This is a genomic window from Vibrio sp. PID23_8 (assembly GCF_003584965.1).
GTDB lineage: Bacteria > Pseudomonadota > Gammaproteobacteria > Enterobacterales > Vibrionaceae > Vibrio.
In genome coordinates, this window is the sequence record NZ_LIXE01000017.1 from 1 (window position 1) to 25,269 (window position 25,269).

General features: G+C 46.1%; 26 protein-coding genes and 1 pseudogene. 16 read left to right on the forward strand and 11 right to left on the reverse strand.

Going from position 1 to position 25,269, the window contains the following annotated elements:
• Positions 1-683: 683 nt before the first annotated feature.
• Genes AK966_RS18035 through hemC form a run of 4 tightly spaced genes read right to left on the reverse strand, consistent with a single transcriptional unit; the run spans position 684 to position 4,763 of the window.
• Positions 684-1,865 carry a heme biosynthesis protein HemY gene (locus AK966_RS18035; RefSeq protein ID WP_099081222.1) on the reverse strand — a complete coding sequence of 394 codons (1,182 nt, stop codon included), beginning with the start codon at positions 1,863-1,865 and terminating at the stop codon, positions 684-686.
• Positions 1,865-3,076 carry a uroporphyrinogen-III C-methyltransferase gene (locus AK966_RS18040; RefSeq protein WP_119464651.1) on the reverse strand — a complete coding sequence of 404 codons (1,212 nt, stop codon included), beginning with the start codon at positions 3,074-3,076 and terminating at the stop codon, positions 1,865-1,867. Before AK966_RS18040 ends, AK966_RS18035 begins: the two co-directional genes overlap by 1 nt.
• 17 nt (positions 3,077-3,093) lie before the next feature.
• A complete protein-coding gene (locus AK966_RS18045) occupies positions 3,094-3,822 on the reverse strand; it encodes a uroporphyrinogen-III synthase (protein ID WP_099081220.1) in 729 nt (242 codons plus the stop codon).
• A 2-nt stretch (positions 3,823-3,824) separates the two neighbouring features.
• The gene (gene hemC, locus AK966_RS18050; protein ID WP_099081219.1) at positions 3,825-4,763 is read right to left on the reverse strand and encodes a hydroxymethylbilane synthase; all 939 of its coding nucleotides are present in this window, start codon (positions 4,761-4,763) and stop codon (positions 3,825-3,827) included.
• A 347-nt stretch (positions 4,764-5,110) separates the two neighbouring features.
• On the opposite strand from hemC, the gene AK966_RS18055 reads away from it, so the two are divergent.
• Positions 5,111-7,639: a class I adenylate cyclase gene (locus AK966_RS18055; protein WP_119464652.1), complete on the forward strand. Its 2,529-nt coding sequence runs from the start codon at positions 5,111-5,113 to the stop codon at positions 7,637-7,639.
• A gap of 61 nt (positions 7,640-7,700) precedes the next feature.
• On the opposite strand, the gene cyaY is transcribed toward AK966_RS18055, so the two are convergent.
• Positions 7,701-8,015, reverse strand: a complete 315-nt coding sequence (cyaY, locus tag AK966_RS18060; protein WP_099080927.1) for an iron donor protein CyaY — start codon at positions 8,013-8,015, stop codon at positions 7,701-7,703.
• Between the two features lie 74 nt (positions 8,016-8,089).
• Between cyaY and lptM the strand changes: the two genes are divergently transcribed.
• Genes lptM through yigB form a run of 6 tightly spaced genes read left to right on the forward strand, consistent with a single transcriptional unit; the run spans position 8,090 to position 12,681 of the window.
• Entirely contained in the window at positions 8,090-8,206 is a 117-nt protein-coding gene (gene lptM, locus AK966_RS20465) for an LPS translocon maturation chaperone LptM (protein ID WP_045416898.1), read from the forward strand.
• 29 nt (positions 8,207-8,235) lie between these two features.
• On the forward strand, positions 8,236-9,489 hold the full coding sequence (gene lysA, locus AK966_RS18070; RefSeq protein WP_099080928.1) for a diaminopimelate decarboxylase: 1,254 nt from the start codon (positions 8,236-8,238) through the stop codon (positions 9,487-9,489).
• A gap of 10 nt (positions 9,490-9,499) precedes the next feature.
• A complete protein-coding gene (gene dapF, locus AK966_RS18075) occupies positions 9,500-10,330 on the forward strand; it encodes a diaminopimelate epimerase (RefSeq protein WP_099080929.1) in 831 nt (276 codons plus the stop codon).
• Entirely contained in the window at positions 10,324-11,055 is a 732-nt protein-coding gene (locus AK966_RS18080; protein WP_099080930.1) for a DUF484 family protein, read from the forward strand. Before dapF ends, AK966_RS18080 begins: the two co-directional genes overlap by 7 nt.
• Positions 11,021-11,962, forward strand: coding sequence for a tyrosine recombinase XerC (xerC, locus tag AK966_RS18085; RefSeq protein WP_099080931.1), 942 nt, complete (start codon positions 11,021-11,023; stop codon positions 11,960-11,962). The genes AK966_RS18080 and xerC overlap by 35 nt, the downstream gene beginning before the upstream one ends.
• Positions 11,962-12,681, forward strand: a complete 720-nt coding sequence (gene yigB / locus AK966_RS18090; protein WP_119464653.1) for a 5-amino-6-(5-phospho-D-ribitylamino)uracil phosphatase YigB — start codon at positions 11,962-11,964, stop codon at positions 12,679-12,681. Before xerC ends, yigB begins: the two co-directional genes overlap by 1 nt.
• 71 nt (positions 12,682-12,752) lie before the next feature.
• On the opposite strand, the gene AK966_RS18095 is transcribed toward yigB, so the two are convergent.
• Positions 12,753-13,349, reverse strand: coding sequence for a tRNA-uridine aminocarboxypropyltransferase (locus AK966_RS18095; RefSeq protein ID WP_119464654.1), 597 nt, complete (start codon positions 13,347-13,349; stop codon positions 12,753-12,755).
• The gene (locus tag AK966_RS18100; RefSeq protein ID WP_119464655.1) at positions 13,349-14,899 is read right to left on the reverse strand and encodes a COG3650 family protein; all 1,551 of its coding nucleotides are present in this window, start codon (positions 14,897-14,899) and stop codon (positions 13,349-13,351) included. The genes AK966_RS18095 and AK966_RS18100 overlap by 1 nt, the downstream gene beginning before the upstream one ends.
• A 39-nt stretch (positions 14,900-14,938) precedes the next feature.
• Between AK966_RS18100 and AK966_RS18105 the strand changes: the two genes are divergently transcribed.
• Positions 14,939-15,409: an EVE domain-containing protein gene (locus AK966_RS18105; RefSeq protein WP_119464656.1), complete on the forward strand. Its 471-nt coding sequence runs from the start codon at positions 14,939-14,941 to the stop codon at positions 15,407-15,409.
• A gap of 68 nt (positions 15,410-15,477) precedes the next feature.
• On the opposite strand, the gene AK966_RS18110 is transcribed toward AK966_RS18105, so the two are convergent.
• Entirely contained in the window at positions 15,478-16,302 is an 825-nt protein-coding gene (locus AK966_RS18110; RefSeq protein WP_119464657.1) for a Cof-type HAD-IIB family hydrolase, read from the reverse strand.
• 161 nt (positions 16,303-16,463) lie between these two features.
• Positions 16,464-17,462, reverse strand: a complete 999-nt coding sequence (locus AK966_RS18115; RefSeq protein WP_119464658.1) for an alpha/beta fold hydrolase — start codon at positions 17,460-17,462, stop codon at positions 16,464-16,466.
• Between the two features lie 65 nt (positions 17,463-17,527).
• Between AK966_RS18115 and rhtB the strand changes: the two genes are divergently transcribed.
• The 6 genes and pseudogenes from rhtB (at position 17,528) to arsJ (ending at position 22,439) form a co-directional block, all read left to right on the forward strand.
• Positions 17,528-18,142 (forward strand): homoserine/homoserine lactone efflux protein, encoded by a 615-nt coding sequence (gene rhtB / locus AK966_RS18120; protein WP_099080938.1) that lies wholly within the window; start codon positions 17,528-17,530, stop codon positions 18,140-18,142.
• Positions 18,143-18,164: 22 nt separating this feature from the next.
• A pseudogene (locus tag AK966_RS18125) lies at positions 18,165-18,974 on the forward strand (EAL and HDOD domain-containing protein).
• A 103-nt stretch (positions 18,975-19,077) separates the two neighbouring features.
• Positions 19,078-19,413, forward strand: coding sequence for a metalloregulator ArsR/SmtB family transcription factor (locus AK966_RS18130; protein ID WP_099080939.1), 336 nt, complete (start codon positions 19,078-19,080; stop codon positions 19,411-19,413).
• Positions 19,414-19,456: 43 nt separating this feature from the next.
• A complete protein-coding gene (locus AK966_RS18135; protein WP_099080940.1) occupies positions 19,457-20,458 on the forward strand; it encodes an ArsJ-associated glyceraldehyde-3-phosphate dehydrogenase in 1,002 nt (333 codons plus the stop codon).
• An 11-nt stretch (positions 20,459-20,469) separates the two neighbouring features.
• On the forward strand, positions 20,470-20,964 hold the full coding sequence (locus AK966_RS18140) for a cyclin-dependent kinase inhibitor 3 family protein (protein WP_099080941.1): 495 nt from the start codon (positions 20,470-20,472) through the stop codon (positions 20,962-20,964).
• A gap of 257 nt (positions 20,965-21,221) precedes the next feature.
• Positions 21,222-22,439 carry an organoarsenical effux MFS transporter ArsJ gene (gene arsJ, locus AK966_RS18145; RefSeq protein WP_119464659.1) on the forward strand — a complete coding sequence of 406 codons (1,218 nt, stop codon included), beginning with the start codon at positions 21,222-21,224 and terminating at the stop codon, positions 22,437-22,439.
• Between the two features lie 89 nt (positions 22,440-22,528).
• Here the strand turns inward: arsJ and AK966_RS18150 are convergent, their stop codons facing one another.
• Entirely contained in the window at positions 22,529-22,867 is a 339-nt protein-coding gene (locus AK966_RS18150; RefSeq protein ID WP_409120267.1) for a cystatin domain-containing protein, read from the reverse strand.
• 288 nt (positions 22,868-23,155) lie between these two features.
• On the opposite strand from AK966_RS18150, the gene AK966_RS18155 reads away from it, so the two are divergent.
• Positions 23,156-24,169, forward strand: a complete 1,014-nt coding sequence (locus tag AK966_RS18155; RefSeq protein ID WP_099080944.1) for an acyltransferase — start codon at positions 23,156-23,158, stop codon at positions 24,167-24,169.
• A gap of 1 nt (position 24,170) precedes the next feature.
• On the opposite strand, the gene AK966_RS18160 is transcribed toward AK966_RS18155, so the two are convergent.
• Complete coding sequence (locus tag AK966_RS18160) at positions 24,171-24,500, reverse strand: DUF2500 domain-containing protein (RefSeq protein WP_099080945.1); 330 nt, start codon at positions 24,498-24,500, stop codon at positions 24,171-24,173.
• Between the two features lie 239 nt (positions 24,501-24,739).
• On the opposite strand from AK966_RS18160, the gene AK966_RS18165 reads away from it, so the two are divergent.
• Positions 24,740-25,105 (forward strand): DUF4145 domain-containing protein, encoded by a 366-nt coding sequence (locus AK966_RS18165; RefSeq protein ID WP_099080946.1) that lies wholly within the window; start codon positions 24,740-24,742, stop codon positions 25,103-25,105.
• The last annotated feature ends 164 nt before the right edge of the window (positions 25,106-25,269 follow it).

Here is a 25,269-nt window from a genome sequence, read left to right on the forward strand (position 1 = left end):
AAGCACCGGTCTTGAAAACCGGCGTACGTTAATAGCGTACCTAGGGTTCAAATCCCTATCTCTCCGCCACTACATAGAAAGCCCGTTGAGAAATCAACGGGCTTTTGTCGTTTCTGACGCTTATAAACTGGCTGTGGTTTTGCGTCCAAGTCCCTAATCGCCTATGCGACAGAAGCTTCCAGATTAGACCGTTATTGAAAGCCTTCGAATCCAATCATCTCAATTTTCATATAAGTTCATTCCAACTGTTCTTGCCTGCGGAAGTTCTCATTACTGTGCTGCTTGCTTTCAACTGTATTTAAATAGACACCATCGCTTCTTAGAGCTTATCACTGCTTAGTGAGGTAGGATGCTCGGTTGAGTTGATTAGATATCTGAATACTGATGTACTCATACTATTCTTTCTACCTAGCGCCAAGCTAGCTCTCTTCCACAGGCAGAGTTCTTCTCAACAAGATAGGTGTTGGAATACCGCCTTGAACAATGCGATTAAAGCGCTTTGTGCTGCTCTCGATTACTGGAAAGCTACTTCTATTGAGACAGCTTACTTCGTGATGTGTAGGTAATAGAGGAGTAACCGCTATTACCTATGCTTAGCAGAGCTACAAGTTGGAGGGATGTTGGGGAATTGCAGGATACAAAAAAGCCGACAGTTTTCTGTCGGCTTTAAACCTTTTAGTCGTTTAGTTGCTTTGAACTAGCGCTAGAGCTTTACGAGAGACTTCATGTGCTGCTTTGGTTAGGTTCTGCTTCTCTAGTGTATCTGCTAGGAAAGCGTAGTCAGAAACGTTTGAGCGAAGCTTTAGCGCGACTTCGAAGTGCTGTTGTGCCTCTGGCCACTTCTCTTGGCGGAAAAAGAGGTGGGCCAGTGCACTGTGTGCCGCTGCATTGTCCGACTCTTTTTTTAGTACACCTTCAAGGAAGACCATGACTGGGTGAGTATCTGGTAAGTTCAACGCTGGTAGTAGTTGATACAGTTCTGGTGTTGGATGTTTCTTCAGTGCTTCTTTGATAACGGTGAAAGCTTCAGTGTCGGCTTTACGAGAAATAAGCTCACGAGTAAAACAAGCGATAAGATGAACATCTTGTTTTACTTTGCGTGCCAGGCCGTTCCAGTGCGAAATAAGACCTTCGCTGCCTTGTTGCTGAGCCACTTCGTGTAGTAAGCCACATTGTGCTTTCTGAATCAGTTCTGCTTGTTCTTCTTCAGTGACCAACTTGGCTTTGGTTAGCTGAGGCATCAGATCGATCAGCGGTTGCCATAGCTTTAGTTGTATGTAAGTACTTTTTAGCAGGTTAAGTACAATGAAGTTATTTGCATACTGATCTTTTAGTGCTTGCAACGTATCGAAAGCAGATTCGAACTCGTTATCACGAATGAACTGTTTTGCACGAGTCAACTCTACTGCCAAATGTGCGTTCTCTTGCTGGCTTGCGAGTGCTAGGTACTGATCGCGCTTCACTTTATCACCTTGACCTTGCGCTGCTTCTGAAGCAACTAGATAGCACAGTAGAGGCATATCGTGGTGGTTTGCCCAGCGTGTCACTTTCTTCTCAGCGCCTTTCCAATCACCTTCAAGTAGTTTGATAATACCTTCATTGGTGTAGCGGCGAGAGCGACGCATTTTACGTACACTGAAGTAGTTCCACGTGTTAGAGCTGGCGTAGACAAGCTTTTTCACCAAGTATTCGAGGAAGAATAGTGCAGCAAGCGTAGCAATCACGAAAATAACCAGTGTAGTCACGCTCATTTCAATGGTTTTGTTCGCGATTGAAATTAGTACATAGCCTTGTTGACCAGAAAACTGGGTGCCGACAAATAGGCCAACACCGAGAATAACAAATAGGAAAATAAGACGAACCATTACTTATCCTCCTTACCTGTCATGGTAGTTACATCGCGACGAAGACGCTCACGAATCACATCAGAGAGCTGATTTTGGCTCTCTAGTTTCGCAGGGTATTCAACTTGAATGTCTATTTTGCTCAGTTGATTAAGTGTATTGATGAACTCTTTTACCGACTTATCATCTTGATTGAAGAACGCTTTTGTCCATTCTTCGGCTGTTTCTAATGATGTTATGTAGATCTCACCTTGCTCTTGGTAAACCGCTTTGATTGCCGTCTCAAGCTTCGCCTTGATGTTCTCTTTTAGGTAGAAGTGCTGTTGTGGAGAAAGTAATGGAATCACATTACCATCGCGAGTACGGAAGGTAATGAAGTTATCTGAGAAGTCTTTTAGTGACGTCATCAGGTTATTTTGCCAGTTGGCAATGTCATCTGATACTTGCTTCTTCTCTATTGCTGCCGCTTCCGGAAGCAATGCGTTGGCGAGAGGCAGTTTATCTACTTGCTGCTGAAGTGCGGTTAAGCGAAGGACCAAACCATCACGGTCAATTAGTGGCACTGTACGAAGTTTTGTTATGTCGTTTGCCATTGCTTTACGTAGACCGACTAAGCTTGGATCGTTTAGTGCTGCGATACGTTGGTCTGCGCTTTCCATCAGTTGGGTTGCGCTTTCTACGTCGTGTTCTAAGAATAACTTACGACCTGCCAGTTTTACTAGGTAGTCCGCTTCAGCCAGCAGCCAGTCGTTTGGACGACGACCTTCCACATCTGCTATTGCCAGTTGTAGGCTTTCAATGCTCTTTTGTTGTTGACCTAGAACCACTTCTACTTTGTGGGTAACCGTGGTCGCTTGCTCGATGGTCTCTTGCTTAACCTGGCTTAGCTCTTGTTTCATTGTTGTTTGAGCCTGTTTTAGTTGGCTTTGCAGTTGAGCGATCTGAGTTTGGTATTCGGATTGCTGCTCAAGCATTTTGTAGGTGAGACCACCACCAAAAATTAGCGATAAGATGATAGCAACGGTCCCCAGTTTTACGCCGCGTTTGCCTTGCTTATCTTCAAATTCAGCTTTGTTTGGCTCTGTTGGTTTGCTTGGTTGAGCAGGCGTCGATTCTGCCTTTTTCGGTTCAGATTTCTGTTTAGGTGTATCTTTTTCAGCTGGCGGTGCCGATGTGATTTCTGCGGAAAGGTTTTTATCGTTATTCTTTTGGTCGTTATTTTTACTTGTCATGCCTATATCCTGTGTAGCTAGGGCTGGAGAGCAGCCAGTAATTTTTGGTTGGATGCGCTTCCTGTGCACCTGACCCGAGTGAAGCCCCTTTGAATTGCGATATCAGCGATTCGCTGACTGGGGATATACAACTCTTGTTGATTAAGCCAAGCCAATTGTTCTGAGGTCAATTGACTGCATAAGTAATCCAGTTGTTCACCACTGGTGACGATGATCTGGTCAATTTGTTGTTTTTTCCATAGCGAGACACAGCTTACTGGATCGAATGGGATAAATTCTCTCTTATAGGTCTCACTATAGTGAACTTTTGCCCCGCGCTGTACCAATGCGTCTTTTATCAGCTCTCTTCCACCGTTTCCACGAAGAATCAATACTGTTTGTTTCTCTACATCGTGTAATGCTGGCAGTTGCAACAAGTGCTCACTATCGCTGACTTGTGGATAGTGTACTTTCTGTTGGGTATATTTGCTTAAATAGTGTGCGGTTTTTTGACCAACGGCAAGGTATATAGCCTGCTTTGGCCATGAATTATTGCTGTTTACTAAGATTTGCTCTGCACATTGCACCGCATGTTGGCTAACTGCGATGATGATTTTGGCCTGTTTGATGTGCTTGGAGAGGTATGGTTCGTTGAGATCGGCGATAATGTCGATCAATGGGTGATGAAGAGCCAAGATGCCGTGCCTTTCGAGCAGAGAGCAAAGCGCGCTGCCTTGCTCTCCCGGCCGAGTGACCAATACAGCCATGGCTATTCGTGGTCTGCGTACAGTTTAGTTAGAATGTCACGTGCGCCATTGTCTAACAGTTCGTTGGCAAGCTGAACCCCCAATGTTTCTGCATCTTTTCGGTGGCCACGTACTTCACCACGAACAATTAAGCTGCCATCGGGTTCACCTACAAGGGCGCGTAACCAAATGTGATCACCGTCTAGCAGTGAGTAACTGCCGATTGGCACCTGACAGCCACCTTCTAGCGTTAGGTTCATTGCGCGTTCACATCGTACACGGTCAGCGGTGTCTTGATGGTTTAATGGCTCAAGCAGTTTGAGTAAGCGCTCATCATCAACGCGGCACTCAATGCCTACCGCGCCTTGGCCTACAGCTGGCAGTGACTGTTCTGGCTCGATAAAGCTACGGATGCGCTCTTCAAGTTCCAGACGTTTTAGCCCCGCTGCTGCAAGAATAATTGCGTCGTACTCGCCTGCATCCAGTTTGCCTAGACGCGTACCGACGTTGCCGCGCAGCTCTTTGATCACAAGATCGGGGCGGTATTCTTTCAACTGACATTGACGGCGTAGACTACAAGTACCGACAACCGCACCTTGAGGTAATTCATCAATATTGCTGTAAGTGTTCGACACGAAAGCATCACGTGGGTCTTCGCGTTCGCAAATCGTCACTAAGCCAAGTCCTTCCGGGAAATCAACAGGCACATCTTTCATTGAGTGCACGGCAAGGTCAGCACGGCCTTCTAACATTGCGACTTCCAGTTCTTTTACGAAGAGACCTTTTCCGCCCACTTTGGCTAGTGGGGTATCCAAAATGATGTCGCCTTTGGTCACCATGGTCACTAGCTCAACTTCAAGGCCTGGATGAGCGGCCTGAAGGGCATCTTTTACGTAGTAAGCTTGCCATAGAGCAAGCGGGCTTTTTCGAGTGGCAATGCGAATTGGCGTAGATTGTGTCATGGTCTTCTCAATGCTGTTTTGGTATTTGTTTATCCTACCATTCTCGGCGTGAAAGTCTTAATGTTAGTTAGATATCTCATGGCGTCGTGGTTGGAATGACATGACGTTATGGAAATTGTGTGATTGGATTCTCATTTAGGCTAAGGACTAGTATTCGTTGAGGGGGAATACAAGCGACACTACTGCGCTATCAATTTTGCGAGCAGAGTAGGGTTTTCGGACCACAACTATTTGCGAGAGGGAATCTTTACCAATCCTGACGAAAGTGTTAAATTGATCACGCTTTTAGGTCATTTTGGCTTAAAACATCAGCAAATTTTCGTGATTGTTCAACCAAGGAATTTCCCTTGCAGGCTTACACCCAAAAACTTATTCAGCGATTAGATAACTTGAACCAGCAGCGTATTGAACGTGCGCTGGCGCTTATGGATTCGCAAAGCCAGCAAGTATTCCACTTGATTCCTGCCTTGTTGAACTATAACCATCCTGTTATTCCTGGTTACTATGATGTTGACGTACCTTATGGTGTGTATGGGTTTGAGCTCAATGAACTCCAACAGCAATTCCTTGATGATACTCAACTGACCATCGGCCAAGCGTTGGAAACCGCAGATACCCCAGCGATTCTTGGGCTATATACCATGGGCAGTACTTCATCAATTGGCCAAAGCACATCAAGTGATTTGGATATTTGGGTATGTGTTTCGCCAGAGATGGACAGCGGTGAACGGGAACAGCTAACCAACAAGTGCTTGTTGATCACCGATTGGGCGCAAAGCCAAGGTGTCGAAGCAAACTTCTTCCTGATGGATGAAGAGCGTTTTCGTAGTAATCAATCTGAAGAGATGACTGGTGATAACTGTGGATCTTCTCAGCACTTACTATTGCTAGATGAGTTCTATCGTTCAGCCGTACGCCTCGCGGGACAGCGTTTGTTGTGGCAAATTGTGCCGCCTGAAATGGAAGAGTGTTACGACGAGTACGTTGCACAGCTTTGTAATGATGGCTATATCAACTGTGATGAGTGGATCAACTTTGGTCAGCTGAATCGTATTCCAGCCGAAGAATATTTTGGCTCGAATTTATGGCAGCTGTACAAAAGTATCGATTCACCCTACAAATCGGTGCTGAAGGCCATTTTGCTTGAAGCTTACTCGTGGGAATACCCGAATACGCAACTTCTAAGTATTGATACCAAGCGTCGTTTCTTTGCTCATGAGCCAGATTTGTACGGCATGGACGCGTATTACTTGATGCTTGAGAAGGTAACGCGTTATTTAGAGCGAGTTCAAGATGACTCTCGTCTGGACTTAGCTCGTCGCTGTTTTTACCTTAAAACTCATGAGAAGCTTTCCCGAGAACCTGATGTGGGCTCGGTAGCTTGGCGTCGTGAGGCATTAAGCGACATGATCACCAAGTGGAACTGGGATGAAGCGGTGATTGCTGAGTTGGATGATCGCCGTAACTGGAAGGTTGAACAGGTGAAGGTAGTGCACCATGCGCTGCTCGATGCCCTGATGCAGAGTTATCGCAATCTGATTCAGTTTGCACGCCGCAATAACATTACTTCCGCAATTAGTCCGCAGGATATTAGCATTCTGGCTCGCAAGTTGTATGCTGCATTTGAAGTGTTGCCGGGCAAAGTGACTCTGCTGAACCCACAAATTTCACCAGACTTGCACGAACCAGACTTGAGTTTCATTGAAGTGAAAGAAGGCGGGATGAATAAGTCGGGTTGGTATTTGTACAAGCAACCACTAATTGCGCATCGCATCCTTGGTCAGCCGAGTCTTGAGCATCACGAGTACCTCAGTAAGTTAGTTTCATGGGCATTCTTCAATGGTTTGATTACCGAATCGACCCGCCTACATGCGGTTGTACGTGAAGCTCAGATCGATATCGATAAGTTCTACCAAATGGTGAGTGACTTACGTAATACTTTCTCGCTGCGTAAACGTCGTCCGACGATGCAAGCATTGGCTAGCCCATGTGAAATTAGCCAGCTGGCGATGTTTATCAACTTTGAAAATGATCCAACCGCAGAGCTGTCTGGTCGCTCACTTAAGGTGGATGTGAAGAATACTGATATTTTCAGCTTTGGTCCTGAGCAAATTAACCTTGTCGGCAGTGTCGATTTGGTTTACCGAAACTCATGGCACGAAGTGCGTACATTGCACTTCAAGGGCGGTACCGCGATGTTGGATGCGCTTAAAACCATTTTAGGCAAGATGCATCAAGATGCGATTCCTCCAGAGTCGGTGGACGTATTCTGCTATGCGAAAAACATGCGCGGTGTGATGCGCAATATGGTTTACCAGTTGCTGGCTGAGTGCATTGACTTACGTTTGAAGCCGGTTGAGCAAGAGAAGCGCCGTCGTTTTAAAGCGATGCGCCTTGGCAATCAAACATACGGCTTATTCTTTGAGCGTCGTGGTGTATCGGTTCAAAAGTTAGAGAATTCCGTCGACTTTTACCGTAGTATTTCAACTAACAAACTGAAAGGTTCTCCGTTGTTGATGCTGGATCGTGAGCAAGAGTATCAATTACCAGAAGTCGTGGATGGATTTGCCAGTGAGGCTTTGGTGCAGTTTTTCTTTGAAGATACTGATGATGGCTTCAACATTTATGTTCTGGATGAGTCGAACCAAGTTGAAGTTTATCACCAGTTTAGCGGCTCAAAAGATGAGATGATTGCATCAGTGAACAGCTTCTATACTTCAGTGAAGGACGATAGTCGAGTGGCGTCGAAGTGTATAAACTTTAACTTGCCGCAGTACTACCAGATTATTCATCCTGAAGAGGGTAACGCCTATATCATTCCTTACCGCAATGATGGCAGTACCCCAACGCGACCTATGAAAGCGGTTAATGTATAGAGATGAAGACAAAAAAGAGCACAGAGGTGCTCTTTTTTAGTTTGGTGATGACCGATTTGACTTATACCCAGTCGATTTCTTCGTCAGCGTGCTTTTCACACTCCTGTTTCACCATTTCAAACAGCTCCATGCCTGTTTTGGAGCAGATCCATTTATCGTCAACCAACTTGAAATGGAAACCTCCAGACTTTGATGCTAACCAAATTTCATGCATTGGCTCTTGGCGGTTAATGATGATTTGGCTGCGGTCTTCAAATTCTAATGTCATTACGTTACCAGACACCTCGTAATCAATGTCTGCGCCTGAATCATCGATGGATTCTTCGATGATTTGCATCTGTGTGTCCACCAGTTGATGAAATTCAGTATCGTTCATCCGTCTATCCTATTGCTTTTCTTGAGTGTGGTGCGATTATAGGGGGCATTGATTCAATAATCACGATATGCAAAATGAAAAAACTACTTACGGTGTTGTTTGTGATGGTTGCAGCGACACTTGCTGGTTGCGGACAATCAGGTTCACTTTACATCCCAGATGATGCTCAGCAAAGCGAGCAGTCACAATAATCAGCCGAATTAAATAAGGGAAGCGAATTTTGGATTACTTCAACTATCAGGATGATGGCCAGCTTTGGGCTGAAGATGTTCCTCTTCAAGCTCTTGCTGAGCAACATGGCACTCCTCTTTATGTATACTCACGCGCGACGCTTGAGCGTCATTGGAAAGCATTTGATAGTGCAGTGGGTCAACACCCTCACCTTGTTTGTTACGCAGTAAAAGCAAACTCAAACTTAGGTGTACTGAATGCACTGGCTCGTTTGGGCTCAGGCTTTGATATCGTATCAGGTGGTGAACTAGAGCGTGTGATCACCGCTGGCGGTGATGCGAAGAAGGTGGTGTTCTCTGGTGTCGGTAAAACCTCAGTAGAAATGAAACGCGCACTAGAGTTGGGTATAAAGTGCTTCAATGTGGAATCAGAACCTGAGCTAGAGCGCTTGAATAAAGTTGCAGGCGAGCTAGGTGTGGTTGCACCGATTTCTCTACGAATTAACCCTGACGTAGACGCAAAAACACACCCTTACATTTCGACTGGTCTACGTGATAACAAATTTGGTATCGCGTTTGACCGTGCGCCAGCTGTATATCAATTTGCTCAGAGTCTGCCAAACTTAAACGTGCAAGGCATCGACTGCCATATTGGTTCTCAGCTGACTGAAATTGAACCTTTCATCGACGCCACTGACCGTCTATTAGCACTGATTGATGACTTGAAAGCGCAAGGCATCAACATTCGTCATCTAGACGTCGGTGGTGGTCTAGGCGTGGTATATCGTGATGAATTGCCACCACAGCCTTCTGATTATGCGAAAGCGCTGCTAGGTCGTCTTGAGAATCACCAAGATCTCGAACTGATTTTCGAACCAGGTCGTGCGATTGCAGCTAACGCAGGTATCTTGCTAACACGTGTGGAATTCCTAAAACACACCGAGCACAAGAACTTTGCCATCATCGATGCGGCAATGAACGATTTAATGCGTCCTGCGCTATACCAAGCATGGCAAGATATCGTCCCAGTTTCACCGCGTGAAGGTGAAGCACAGACCTACGACTTAGTCGGTCCTATCTGTGAAACGGGCGATTTCTTGGGCAAAGATCGAGCACTAGTTCTGCAAGAAGGTGATCTACTCGCGGTTCGCTCTGCAGGCGCCTATGGTTTTGTTATGTCTTCGAACTACAATACTCGTACCCGAGCGGCGGAAGTGATGGTGGATGGTAACCAAAGCCACCTTGTTCGCCAGCGTGAGGAGCTGACCAGTTTGTGGCAGCTGGAACAGATTCTACCGGAGTAACACACAACAAATGCATTTCCACTTTTCTAAAATGCACGGTTTGGGTAACGATTTTATGGTCGTCGACTGTATTACCCAGAACGTATTTTTCTCGCAAGATTTGATCCGTCGCTTGGCGGATCGTCATACGGGCGTTGGCTTTGACCAGTTGCTTGTCGTTGAAGCGCCCTATGATCCAGAAAGCGACTTCCATTACCGCATTTTTAATGCGGATGGCAGTGAGGTGGAGCAGTGTGGTAATGGCGCACGCTGTTTTGCTCGTTTTGTACGTTTAAAAGGTTTGACTAACAAGTACAGCATTAGCGTTAGCACCAAGAAAGGCAAGATGATTCTTGATGTAGAAGACGATGGTGAAGTGACTGTCAACATGGGCGTTCCGGAGTTCGAACCGAATAAGATTCCTTTCAAAGCGAAGCAGAAAGAGAAAACCTACATCATGCGTGTTGGTGAGAAAACTCTGTTCTGTGGGGCGGTTAGCATGGGGAATCCGCATGTCGTTACTGTTGTAGATGATGTGGATAGCGCAGAAGTAGAAAAGCTTGGGCCATTGCTTGAATCACACGAACGTTTCCCTGAGCGTGTGAACGCAGGCTTTATGCAAGTGGTGAATCGCAATCATATCCGTCTACGTGTTTATGAACGTGGTGCGGGCGAAACGCAAGCTTGTGGTAGCGGTGCTTGTGGTGCAGTAGCGGTCGGTATTCTGCAAGGTTTACTGGACGAAAATGTAAAAGTGTCACTTCCGGGCGGTGATTTGCGTATTTCTTGGCAAGGTCCAGGGCAACCGTTATTCATGACCGGTCCTGCAACTCACGTATTTGATGGTCAGTTGTCGTGCTAGTAGAACAAAAGAAAAAACCATTATCTGAAGTCGAAGCGGATGTATTGACGGCGGAAGTCGTTGCAGAGTATTTGAAGGATCATCCGGATTTCTTTGTGCAACGCCCAGCATTAGTCGACCGCCTATCTTTCCCTCATGCGGATTTAGGTACGGTCTCTTTGGTGCATATTCAAATGAACCGTCAGCGTCAACGTATAGAAGAGTTGGAAGAAGAGATCACCACATTGATGTCTTTGGCGGCGAACAACGATCGCACTTTTTACGAATTTATGGATCTGCAAGGGCAAATCCTAAAGTGCAGTGACTTTAAGCAAGTCATTCACGCCATTGAACACAAAGCCAAAGAGCTCGGTTTGAAGGCTTATGTTCGGCTGTTGAGCCAGTGTGATGCTGAAACTCAACTGAGTAAGGAAGACTATCAGCGCTTTGCAACCAATCACTTAAATGGAAAAGAGGCGTATTTAGGCCGTTTACGTAAAGTGGATCGTGAAGCTTTGTTTGGGGATATGGATGTTCCAGAAATGGGTTCCTATGTGGTATTGCCGCTGGTAAAAATACAGCCGCTTGGCGTGTTGGCGTTTTCTAGTGAAGAGGGCGGCCATTTCCAACCAGATATGGATACCTTGTTTTTGCGTCACCTATCATTAGTGGTGGCACATCTCGCTCAAACATTGGTATGGCAAAGTCATCATGACAACAACTCCCAGCATTCCTCTGCCAAATAGTCTTCAAAAGCCTCTTGAACGTTTCTACGAATTCTTGCGAAGCGAAAAGGGGCTGAGTCTGCATACCCAACGTAATTATAAGCAGCAGCTAGAAACCATGGCTCAGCACCTGACTGAAATGGGATTGAAAGAGTGGTCCCAGGTCGATGCGGGCTGGGTACGCCAGCTCGCTGGTAAAGGCATGCGAGAAGGCATGAAAGCCAGTAGTTTGGCGACACGTTTATCCTCTCTGCGCAGTTTTTTTGATTTTCTTATCTTACGTGGCGACCTGTCTGCGAACCCAGCCAAAGGCGTTTCTGCTCCGCGTAAAAAGCGTCCGCTACCGAAAAATCTCGATGTCGATGAAGTCAATCAGTTATTGGAAGTGAACGAAGAGGATCCACTGTCGATTCGCGATCGTGCGATGATGGAGCTGATGTATGGTGCCGGTTTACGCTTGGCTGAATTGGTCGGCGTCGATGTACGAGATGTGCAATTGCGTAGTGGTGAACTCCGAGTCATTGGTAAAGGCGACAAAGAGCGCAAAGTGCCGTTTTCAGGTATGGCAACGGAATGGGTTACCAAGTGGCTGAAAGTACGTGGTGATCTAGCCGCAGCAGGCGAACCCGCGTTATTTGTTTCAAAATTGGGGACGCGCATTTCTCATCGTAGTGTACAAAAGCGCATGGCAGAGTGGGGGAAAAAACAATCAGTGGCGAGTCATATTAGCCCGCATAAATTGCGTCACTCATTTGCGACGCATATGCTGGAATCAAGCAACAACTTACGTGCGGTGCAAGAATTGCTGGGGCATGAAAATATTTCGACCACTCAAATCTATACGCATTTGGATTTCCAGCATTTAGCACAAGCTTATGATCAGGCTCATCCTCGTGCACGTAAGAAGAGCGGAAACGAGGGACGCTGATGAAATTCTACCGCCGTATTGCGCCAGTAAAGGCGATGACCTTTGACCTTGACGACACTCTCTATGATAACTACCCAGTGATAGTGCGCATGGAGCAAGAGCTGTTGGCCTGGCTTAAGCAAACCCACCCTGCGGTGGCGCAGATGGATAAAGCCGATTGGTTGACGTTGAAAAAGCGTGTAGCACAGCAGCAGCCGGAACTTAAAAGTGATGTGACGCTTTGGCGTTTTGTTCAGCTTAAGCATGGCTTTTTGCAAGTAGGTTACCATGATGATGAGGCGCAAATGGCGGCCCAAGCCGGTGTCGATGTCGCGTTGGATTGGCGTAGCCAGTTTAAAGTACCTCAACAAAGCTTGGATGTACTGGCTGAGCTTAGTGATAAGGTACCGTTGGTCGCGATCACGAATGGTAATGTCGATTTGGATCGTGTGGGGCTTGCGCCGTTCTTCCAATCGGTATTGAAAGCCGGCCCTGATGGACAGGCTAAACCTGCGTCCGATCTCTTTACCAAAGCGCAGCAGTGTCTCGATTTGCCCGCAGAAAATATTTTGCATGTGGGCGACCACTTGTTGACAGATATCCAAGGAGCCAAACGTGCTGGATTCTCAGCTTGTTGGTTTAATGATAAAGCGCGCTCTGTCATGACGCACACCAATGGACGTGTGTTGCCGGATGTTGAAATTCATCAATTACTTTCGTTGCCTGAGTTACTGAACTAGTCATTGTTCCACGTGAAACGGTATCGAATAAAAAACGCAGCCAGTGCTGCGTTTTTTGTTTTCTCATCGTCTTAAGTTTTTAGAGTGTGACCACTTTTCTCAGCTTGGAAGACGGGCAGGTAGTGCTTGAAGAAGTCCAACATCTGTTGCTGGTTTTGCTTTTCTCCTAGTTGCCCCAGCAATTGAGCTGCGACTTCAAAAGTGCACAGGTTGCCTTCTTGTTGGTTGCGACGTAGTTGGTATTGGGAATCTGTTTGAGTGGCTAAGCTCATCATTGCCACATCTTCTAACCAACGACTTTTATTGAGCATCTTACGCGCTTCTTGCCATGTTGCATCCAGGATGATGTACAGCGGCTTTCTGTTTTGCTTATCACTTTGCTGTTTAACTTGCGCTAAGGTCAGGCTTTCCTCACTGGGAAAGAGCAGCACTGGCAATAGGCTTGGTTCTGCAAGCGTTTCCAGTAACTCTGCTGGTGGTGCTTTGCGATCCCAAACCGCTTGGGTCACATTCAATTGGCATTGTGCGATCAGCTTGCCTGTGTTGGTGTCCCGCGTTAGTTCATTTGGATGCATCAACAGCATTAATGCGTGTTCACTACGGAGTTTAGGCAGCAGTGAACAAATGCAGTTGAATTGAAAACCGCAATGTGGACAAGGCTGCACCATTATAAGCATACTCCTTCACGAACAGGGCTGATGCCATCCGAGAACAGACGCACACCGCTGACTTGCTCTTTGCTCGCTGTTGGCGCCAAGCTTGGGTTGATTGGGTAGCTTACGCCCGTGTATTGCATCACGTGTTGACCCGGCGTTGCACCACCACCGCTGACATTAAAAATCAGATCACGCCAACCGTGTGAGGTTTGTTGACCCAGCATGATTGGGCTTTGCACTAGCGTCATACGGCTGTTGAAACGCCACTCATTCTCGTGGTTTTCGAACACGAGCAGGGTGCAACCGCCAGAACCGCACCAATCTAGTTGGACTAGCAGCTCTTCATTACCATCGCCATTTAGATCGTAAGTCAGCCAGCGGTATTGGTTGTTGCTTGGGCTGGTTTGGTTAATGAAAAAGTAATGGCGTACGGTGGCATCCACTTTTGAGTTGAAGTCCGCACTGGAAGGGACATCAGCGGCACCAATCGGATCGTTGCTGCGATCCGTGGCTGGTTGTTCAGTGCCTGAGTTGTGTACTGTTGCTGGGTAAAGCACAAGTCCGCCATCGGCGATTGGGTAAACCAGATTACCCACTTTCTCTTTTACTGCTTTCAGTTGATTGCCTTCACGAGTAAACAGGCGCTCGGTCATTAAGCGCTGTTGCTGGTGGTGAGTCATCACGACTTGTACTTGTGATGGACTCAGTTGTTGCCAGTAACCGCGTTCCACTAAAGGTGGCTGTCCGTCAGAGTAACTGTATTTGGTTATCGCACTGTGGTCGCTGTTCAGTGTCATCTGCACTTCAAAGCCTTGTGATTGAGTTGACGTCGCCACGTAAGTGTTCACCCACTCCAAGGTCGAATCTACGTTGGCTGCCATACCACAACCTTGGTAGGTCTTATCGTCGTGTTCCAGCGTTGCTTGCCAGCCATAGAGTGAGTTACTCATGGTGTCAGAACACAAGTTCTCGGTCATACGTAGTTCGCCGTCATTGAGTTGGTAAGCTCGTTGGCGAGGTTGCAGCTTACTGCTGTTGATGTCTAACGTTTGGTTAGATTTTCCAAGTCGCTGGAATTTAAGCGCATTACCTTCAAAGGTTGCTGCCCATGATGGTTCATTGCCAAATACGCGAGTGGGTTTGCTGGTTTGCTTGCAGCGATGCGGATTTTCTGTCGTAAGGAAGTTCACCTGCTCAACCACAACGTTAGCATCGAAATCTGCAGAAAAACCGTCGGCGCCAGGTGGGTTGAGGTGACCAATGACTTCACCATACATGGTTTGATAAGGTTCACTGGTGATGGCCACAGCACGTTGTATTTGTTGTGGCGACAGTTGCAGCCAGTACTGTTTATCGCTACCGCAAGGGGTGATGTATTGGCTTTCGTGTCCAATTACCACTTCACCACGTAGCATAAAGGTTTGAGGTAAGATGGTTTCTGGCTTATCCAAGGACGCAGCTAGCGTGGTTGGCGTGCCTGCATCGGACTGTGGCGGTTGCACGCTACACGCTTGTAGGGCCAGCAGTGTGGCGAGTGCCACTGGGTTTTTCAAAGCCTTCATGTTATATCTTCCTCATTACAATCTGCATCGGATCGCATTATGGCATATTGGTTATTTAAAACAGAACCAGATACCTTTTCTATTGACACGCTTCGAACCCAAAAGGTTTCATGTTGGGAGGGCGTTCGTAATTATCAGGCGCGTAACATGATGCGTGACCAAGTTAAATTGGGCGACTTGGTGCTGATTTACCATTCCTCTTGTAAGAACGTAGGTGTGGCTGGCATTGCCAAAGTGACCCGTGAAGCGTATCCCGATCATTTCCAGTTTGACCTAGAAAGCGATTACTACGATCCGACATCCGACCCAGAAAATCCACGTTGGATGATGGTGGATATCGAGTTTGTACGTAAGACTGAGCGTTTGATCCCGCTGTCGGTAATGAAGGCGGTGCCAGAGCTAGAAAATATGCCACTAGTGAAACGCGGCAATCGCTTGTCGATCATGCCGGTGAGCGAAGAAGAATGGCAAGCAATCCTTGGCAAAGAGAAGTTGCCAAGTCAGCGATAAAAGAAAGGGCTGCATAGTGCAGCCCTTTGTGATTTTGCCAATAACCTGCTGTTGATAGCCAATACAGGTTATAGCAGATGATCTTGCAGGTAGTGTGCAACCGCATCGTCGGCGTTGCTGCCGATCACTTCATTGTTTGGTAGTGCTTTCATCACTTTCTCGTGAGAGGTGCCCATCACCAAACCTTTACCCGCCATTGATAGCATTTCTACGTCGTTCATGCCGTCACCAAATGCGATGGTGTTCTCTAGTGTTAAGCCAATTGATTCTGCCACGGCCTTTAGCGCATCACCTTTAGAAACGCCAGCGCTCATGACTTCCAGACACCAAGGTGTTGAGAATGCGATGTTCAACTTGTCGCCAAATTGCTCACGCAATTTGTTTTCAAATACCACTAGGTGCTCATGATCTTGGCCTGGGTGGGTAAAGAAAATCTTTGCAATACCATCAGTCGGCGCGTTGCTATCATCGTATAGCTTATAGGTAAAGTCTTCATGAAAATCGCGCAGTTGTTCATCATCTTTGTTCAATAACCAATCGTCGTTCTGGTACATGTGGATAAGTATGCCAGGATCTGACTTGATCGTGTCGATCACCGGTTGTACTAGGGTTTCTGGTACGTTTTGGCTGTACCTCAGTTGATCATTTTGGTCGTGTACACGAGCACCGTTTGACGTGATCATGTAAGCCGGAATACCTACAGTACGACGAATGCTGGCTACGTCTACGTGATGGCGCCCCGTAGCAAAGACAAAAGTGTAGCCCTTTTCGTGCAGTGCCTTTAGCGTCTCTTTCGAGTAAGCGCTTAGTTGGTGATTTGGTGCGAGTAAAGTGCCATCCAGATCTGAGGCAACGATTTTAGTGATCTCTTTGCAAGGTAGCGATGTGCTCATGAAGCCCTCGTAAACGGTGTGGATAGAGTGGAACAGGTTGATTGCACGCGAAGCACCGTCGATTGACTAGGTCGTACTGCATCGAGTGCGGGGAACAAAAGGCAGTTTACGCCAAAATTAGGCAGAAAAAGAGGGTAAATCGCTAAGCGAAAGTTTCCTCTTTAATCTGTGGTCTGTCTCTGTTCTTTCATAAAGTTAAACATGGCATCCAAAGCTTGATTACGATATTGGTCTTTTTCAAACAAGACTTCGTGTTCGGCACCAGCGATAGAAACCAAGCTTGCATGAGGGTTGGTTTTTCTTAACTTATTGATAAAGCGCTGCTGAGCCTGATTACTAACAATACGATCATTGCCTGATTGCATTAACAACACTGGAACTTTCACCTGACGCGTTAATAAAATGCACTGTTTAGTCGCCATTAAACTTTGCCACACCCAACGCGTACTAGGCCCCCCAACTTGCAGCTCTGGTTTATCACGGTATAAGCAACGAAACCAGTGGTAGCGATCGTAGCTTTGGCTGAGTGGGTTGTCTTCAAATGGCTTGGGATAGTACTCTTTGTGCCCTGGTGCATAGTGAGGTTTGGATGAGAATGCTGTGAGGATCTGGCTGACAGGGAGCGCAACCGGATTGAGATACCAGGGTAAATCAATGCCGAACATCGGTGAGCTTAAGATCAAACCATTGAAATGATGCTCTGGGTGAGTTTGCAGATAACGCGTTGCAATCGCTCCACCCATTGAATGTGCGATGATAAATCGCTGCTGATAGGAGCTTAAATCGAGTTGTTTGAGCACCAATGCCATATCATCAATATAGTCATCAAATTCATAGACGTGACCCATGTCTGAGTCTGGTATCAAGCGATCTGATAAACCTTGTCCACGGTGATCAAACGAATATATATCGTAACCTTGTCGGTATAGATCGTAGAACAGCTCTTGGTACTTCCAACAACACTCAATTCGGCCATTGACGATGAGCACCGCTTTTGTGTGTTCAGAGTGGGTGAGTTTGCACCAATAGATTTTCTTTTTTTCTGTACCTTTGATGAAGCCCTCTTGGCGAGTTTGCCAGAGTGCAGCGATCGGACCACCTATTGCTTGCTCAAATAAAGTCTCTTGAGTATAAGTCAAAGGTGAATGGTGAATAGCCATTAGTCGATTACCTGAAGATGCGTTATTGACGTGACGTATCATCGAAGAATTATAGAGGAAATGCAATGGATACCCACGTTTGGTTAGCCTATGTGGTAACTGCAATTGTTTTTAGTCTGGCTCCGGGATCTGGTACCGTCAACTCAATCAGCAATGGTTTGAGTTACGGCACCCGCAAGTCATTAGGGGCTATTGTTGGTTTGCAAATTGGTCTGGCTATTCATATTGCATTGGTTGGGGCTGGTATTGGAGCGTTAGTCGCGCAATCGGCAGCGGCTTTTAGCATGATCAAATGGGTCGGAGCGGCTTATTTGGTGTGGCTTGGCATTCAAAAGTGGCGTGATACGTCTGGCTTAGTGGCCAAGGAAAATCATAAAGTGATGTCAGGTTCTTCACTATTGTACAAAGCCATTCTTATTAACCTGACCAACCCAAAATCAATCGTATTTTTGGTGGCATTGTTTCCACAGTTTATCGACCCTGCAAAAGAACAGCTGACTCAGCTGCTGGTGCTAGGTATCACGACAGTTACGATTGATGCGTTTGTCATGCTAGGCTACACCACACTAGCGGCACAGATGGGACGGTTTATTCGCTCAGACAAGGTTATGGGTAAAATAAACAAAGTATTTGGCTCGATGTTTATGGGGTGTGGAGCATTGTTAGCCGCAGCTAAATAATAAAAGATAAAAACCACAAAATATGATTAATGCGTATGTCGCTCGCCAGCCCATTTTTAACCGAAAAAGACAGACGCTGGGGTATGAGTTGTTGTTCCGTGATGGTGAAAGTAATGCTTACCCTGCTCACATCGAATCAAACCGGGTAGCATGCCGTTGATTGTGGATAACTTTCTCTCAGTCGGTACCAACCCGCTGATCGCATCGTCACGATGCTTTATCCATTTTCCTCCACAAAGCTTGTTACATCGCTTACCAAGAAGTTTGCCTACCTGATTTAGATTTTGGTCGTATTGAAAGCATCATCACTCAAGATGTCGCGCTGTGTTACAAACTATTGCGCTTCGTGAACACCCAATCGATTAAACTGGAAGTACCCATTACTTCATTTCGTCAGGCATTAGTTTATCTTGGTCAAGATAAGTTAAAGCTATTTGTTTCTGTAATCGTTGCTTCATACATTTCTAGTCGCAAACCGCGTGAGTTATACATGTTGTGTTTGCAGCGGGCGCAATTTTGCCAATGGATCTCTCGCTACCAACCTTTTTCTCTGTATAGCGAGCAGGGTTTCATGGTTGGCTTACTGCCAATTCTCGATACCATGCTCGATCTATCAGTGGAATCGCTGGTGGAACAGCTCCTTTTGAGTCATTTAGTACAACAAGTGCTACTTCACCGACAAGGGGAAGATGGCGCCTTACTTGCTATGGGAGAGTGCTGCGAGCGTGCAGATTGGCTAGACGTACACGAACAACAGGGTTTGTCTTTTGATGATGTGACGTTGGAACTCGATGAGGCCGTTCGCTGGAGTCAGAGCTTCGTTGGCGCATAATTTGATCAAATATTAAACTTTTATTACAGTCGAGCACGATCGCTTGACGACACCTAAGTTTTAAATAATTATATATGCATATCCATATATAGGTATGTTCCCTATGCTTCCACATCAGTTCTTCAAACTTCTCTCCGACGAGACCCGTGTGCGTTGCTTAATGCTGGTGGTTCGTGAAGAAAGAGTCTGTGTTGGTGATTTAGCCTACGCGCTACAACAAAGCCAACCAAAAATATCGCGCCATCTCGCGCAACTCAGATCGAACGGTATCTTAGTTGATATACGGCAGGGGCAGTGGGTGTATTACGAATTGTCCGAATTGTTACCAGGATGGATGCAAAAATTAATTGATGATTTGGTGGACTCGAACTGTTTGAAGAAAGAGTACCAAGACGATATTTCACGATTGCACGATAAAGCTCGTGCGGCTTGCTGCTAGTAGTAAGCGTTAACAGTTTATAGGCTTGAAAAGGTAGAAGATTATGACGATTAAAGTAGGTATTAACGGTTTCGGTCGAATTGGTCGTTTGGCACTGCGTGCTGCGTTTGATTGGCCAGAGCTAGAGTTCGTACACATCAACGATGTAGCGGGCGATGCAGCGACTTTGGGCCACTTACTTGAGTTTGATTCAGTTCAAGGTCGTTGGAACCACGCAGTGCAAGTTGAAGGCACAGACATGGTGATCAACGGTAAACGCATCACGACTTCACAGGAGCGTGATATCGATGCGGTGAACTGGGGTCAATGTGATGTTGTGATTGAAGCAACGGGTGTTCATCGAAAAACGTCATTCCTAAACAAATACCTAGAGCAAGGCGTAAAACGCGTTGTAGTGAGTGCGCCAGTAAAAGAAGAAGGTGTAGCAAACATCGTGGTTGGTGTGAACGACCACATCTTCGATCCAGCGTTGCACCGCATCGTCACAGCGGCATCTTGTACCACTAACTGTATTGCACCAGTAGTGAAAGTGATTCACGAGAAACTGGGCATCGAGCAGTCATCATTTACAACGATTCACGATTTAACTAACACACAAACGATTCTGGATGCGCCGCACAAAGATCTACGTCGTGCGCGTGCATGTGGTATGAGCCTGATCCCAACCACTACGGGCAGTGCGACTGCAATTGTTGAAATCTTTCCAGATCTAAAAGACAAAATTAATGGTCACGCAGTTCGTGTTCCTTTAGCAAACGCATCGCTGACAGATATCATTTTTGATGTGAAACGTGATACCACGGCAGAAGAAGTGAACGCACTACTGAAAGAAGCATCGGAAGGTGAGCTAAAAGGCATCCTTGGCTTTGAAGCGCGTCCATTGGTCTCTATCGATTACAAAGGCGACCAACGTTCAACCATCGTTGACGCACAATCCACTATGGTTGTTGGCGCTCGCATGGTGAAGATTTACGCCTGGTACGACAATGAAATGGGCTACGCAACGCGCACTGCAGAATTGGTTCGTAACGTTGGTATGGCATAAGGAGTTTTAAAATGTCTCATCCTACATGGCAATTAGATTTAGAAGCGGGCGCTTTGGTTTTGACTCCGTGTCCGGGTACAAAAGGTGTTGAACTGCAAGATTCTCTAAAGCAGTTGAAAGACCAAGGTGTACAAGCGGTAGTGACAGCACTTGATAACTCAGAGTTGGCAGCGCAAGACGTTTCTGCTCTGGGCGAAATCACTCAACAGTTAGGCATGAAATGGTTTCAAATAGAGATTGAAGACGACTGCGCGCCAGACGAAGGGTTTGCTGCAAAATGGCAACAAGCAAGCCCTGAATTGCACGCAATTCTAGCGCAAGGTGGTAAGGTCGCAATGCACTGTTTAGGCGGCTCTGGTCGTACAGGTTTGTTTGCTGCGCATCTACTGCTAGAGAAAGGTTGGCCGCTAGAAGATATCGTGCGCGAAGTGCAAGCTTTGCGTCCTGGCGCGTTCACCAAACCAGTACAAGTTGAGTACATCGAGCGCGTCGCACAAAGCGCGTGATCAGCTTGTCGAGCTTTTGGAACATCATGTTCCAAAAGCTCTCCTTACGCCATGTAGCTTACTATTTTATGTGATACTTGGATGCCAGTTTGATATTTAACTATCTGTTTATTATTAAGTAATAGTTAATTTTATTGTCAGTTCTTGTTTCGCAGTTTGGCACCAGTATTGAGATGGCTCAATACTGGTGTTCAGGTCATAGAGTATTTGGAACATCATGATCTAAATGCTCTGATTGCAGTACATCTGAGGTCGTTATGATTTCAAAACTAAGTAAAAGTATCCGTCAGTACATGCTGGTGACGTTCAACTATTGGAACTTCACCGTGACGGACGGCGCACTACGTATGTTGGTGGTGCTTTACTTCCATGACTTAGGCTACTCAAGTTTAGCCATTGCTTCGCTGTTCCTTTTCTATGAATTTTTTGGCGTAGTGACCAACTTGGTTGGTGGTTGGCTAGGTGCTCGACTTGGTCTCAACAAAACCATGAACGTCGGGTTAGGGATGCAGATTTTTGCCTTGCTGATGTTGGCAGTGCCAAATGCGTGGTTGACCATCCCTTGGGTGATGGCAGCGCAGGCCATTTCAGGTATCGCCAAAGATTTGAATAAGATGAGTGCCAAGAGCGCGATTAAAACGTTGGTGCCAGACGAGCAGCAAGGGGCACTTTATAAATGGGTGGCGATCTTAACGGGTTCGAAAAACGCGTTAAAAGGCGCAGGCTTCTTTATTGGTGGTTTGCTGTTGTCCGCGTTTGGTTTCCAAACTTCGATGGTCATCATGGCAAGTGTGCTGGCGATTGTTTTCGTATCCAGTTTGATTTGGCTAGAGGCTGACATGGGTAAAGCGAAGAGCAAGCCTAAATTCCGTCAGATTTTCTCTAAGTCAGAATCGGTGAACATCCTGTCTGCGGCACGTATGTTCCTATTTGGTGCGCGTGATGTGTGGTTTGTCGTTGCACTTCCGATCTACCTAGGCAGTGTGTTTGGCTGGGATCACCTGATGGTGGGCGGTTTCCTAGCGGCTTGGGTGATTGCCTACGGATTCGTTCAAGGCTTTGCGCCTCGTATTACCGGTAAAGCACAAGGTAGAGTGCCAGACGGTAGTGCAGCATTGATTTGGGCAGGTATCCTTGCTGTCATCACTGGCGCGATTGCTTACGGCGTGCAAATTGGTTGGCAACCAGAACTGGTTATTGTTGTCGGCTTGATGAGCTTCGGTGCGGTATTTGCGGTGAATTCATCTTTGCATTCTTACCTTATCGTAAGCTACGCGAAAAGCGATGGTGTTTCACTGGATGTCGGCTTCTACTATATGGCGAATGCGATGGGACGTTTGATTGGTACGGTTCTATCCGGTTGGATTTACCAAGAAGCGGGTCTGGCGGCGTGTCTGTGGGTCTCTTTTGCCTTCTTAGCGCTGACGACGGTCATCTCTATCAAGTTACCAAAAGCCAAAGTGGCGGCGGTTTAAATCAGTTTACGACTCAGTATAAAAAATGGCTCCGCAATGGGAGCCATTTTGCTTTCTGTGCTTCAGTGTCGCAAATCAGCAAGCTTGGGTTATGGGCAAATGCGACCTTGTAGTGCTAGCCGCGTCATTTCCATATCACCTTTCAGTGGGCGGTAAACGATGGTGTTCCAAACTTCACCATTGTCCATTTCGAATTCAATCGCGTAGTTAAGGCCATTTACGACTTGAGTACGTACGCTCAAGAGCTCTTTTAGCTTAGCCGCGGTATTCAGCTGACCGAGTACAAAATCTAACGCTTGTTGAGCCTCAGGTGTCACTTCACCTTGTGACCAACCGCCAGCAAGGTTTTCTGCGCTGCAGATAGGGTTCGCTTCCGGTTGCGCTGGTGTTACGGCCTCTTCCTTTTGGTTGCATCCAGCTAAGGTCACAACACAAACCAGTAATGCTTAATAATGCTTTGTTCATAAAGACCTCTCTTATTAATCTGTCCAACATCCCAAAGTAATAAGCTGACTTATGCTGTTGCCCATTCGAGAAAGGTTGGGGCTACGGCTTCCGTTTGAACAATGGGTGTTGCAGCAAATCATTTTACAGATCAATGTTATTTAAGAGTTCGCTGTTGTGTTAAAAACAAGCAAAAACAGATTGTTAACTATTTAACTGGATGAAAATTACCCTATGCTATAAGCGTACAGTCATTCCAAGTAGAAAAAACCATGAGAGAAAGGGTTCTGTTTTTTGACTTATTGCGGTGTGTCGCGGCTATTGCAGTGATCGCCATTCACGTATTGGCCCCATACCGCACTGAGTTGGGCGGGATTCCTCTTGACCAATGGTTAACGGCCGTCGGTGTAAATAGTGTGAGTCGTTGGGCGGTACCAGTGTTCATTTTGATCACCGGAGCCTTGATGCTCAGTGATACGCGTCCTTTTGATGCCAAGTACTACGTCAAACGGCGTTTAGGTAAAGTGTTGGTGCCTTTTTTAGTTTGGTCGATGTTTTATGCGTATTTGTCAGGCTGGACAGCGCAAGGCTTTGACTTTGCCACGGTAAAAGAAGTCGTGAGCAACAGCTTGCACCATGCGACTTACTATCACCTTGGGTTCTTTTACTACTTTATTCCGCTCTATTTTGTAATTCCGTTATTTCAGTGGATGGTACGTCATATGGACGATAACGCTCTCTATGCTTATTTGGCGCTGTGGTTATTCACCAGCACCTTATTCTTGTTCAAGATTGATGGGCCTTGGAGTAATCAAATGTGGCTCTATATGGGCTACCTACCGTTAGGTTACGTGCTGTTTAAGAAGATCCCACTCAATCGTTCGGTCACAATGTTGTTTACTGGTCTCGGGCTGGTGGCATTGGCGTTGACGTTTACTATGGTGGTGATGAATAGTTTGGATGCCGGTAAATATACGGTGGGTCGTTGGTTGTCTTACAAAACGCTCAACGTAGTTTTAGCGGCTTCGATGATTTTTATGTTATGCCGTTATGTTGGGGAAGAGTTACCGCCGAAAATCCAGAAGGTAGTGAGTTTCATTAGTCAGTACAGTTTAGGCATTTATTTGTTGCACCCGATCTTCTTGTGGCCGATGAAGGCGTTTGGTTGGCACCAAGGGAATCCAATATGGGTGATCCCACTGTGGGTCATATTAAGTGGAGCAGGAGCCTTGGCAATGAGTTATCTGTTTTCGAGATCTGCCAAGACTCGATGGTTGCTGCCGTAGATTAACGTTTGAGGGCAAAGTGTAGAAATTTGTCGCCATGATAAGTCAGCGTCCCTTTGTCACCTGGATTAAGAGCGTGGTAGTAATGTACCCCGATTTGAAATTCGCGTTTCGGTCCCATGGAACCGCGCTGCACATAAATCCAATACTCTTGATCGTCTTGGCCGGGCTTCGCGTCCGGTATATCGATCGCTTGTTTGTCTAATATGGTGACTTGTGCACTTTGCTCAGGGGCATTTTCACCGAAATAATGCTTGCTATAAAAGCGAAAGAATACCCAAGCTCCTAGAGCGATCAGGGTGAGTAAAACTAAAATAAGTGAGATTGGCATGATAACCTCCAATGTTTCATTGGTCCCTATTTTACAGAACTTCCTGATTAAACGATGAGTTGAGATAATTTTTTGATGATTTAGTAAATGGGGAGGGCTTTATTCGGCGCACTTCACAGTTTATCTGCGTGTAAGGACACAAATTGAAAGGAAAATTGCATTTAGTATCTCGAAAAAACTCCAGATTTGTAGAAGAATGAAATGATGGATAAAGGAAGGATCAAGTAAGGAGGGGCACGATGTCAGATATTGAGAAAGTTGTCATGCGTACCCGAACGATCGAAAAGCTTCTGCGAACACAATACCATGCAGAGGGGAAGGGACTACACCAACTGATCACCAGTTGTGAAGAGCGTTTGCCACATGATGTCATCGCAAAATTACGTTTTATTGCAACAGTGCGTAATAAGATCGTACATGAAGAAAATTACAAACTGGACGATAGAAAAGGCTTTATGGCCGCCTGCGATGAATGTGAAAAAGAGTTGACGCCGAGAAGCTCTCGTTTTATCTGGCGAACGGCGATTTTGTTAATGACCTTGATTACGCTTGCCGCACTTGGTTTTTATTACTTGCATTGGGATATTCTGTCTAAGCATCTATAGTTGGCAAAAAATAAATAATAAAAAAAGGGACGCGTACGCGTCCCTTTTTTATTTAAATCAATTGGTTAGTACATCATTGGCAGTGTCATTAAACCCATAACTACTGCAATCATTACCAGCCCCTGTTTCTGAGAAGAAGAAATCATAACACTACCCCTTAAATC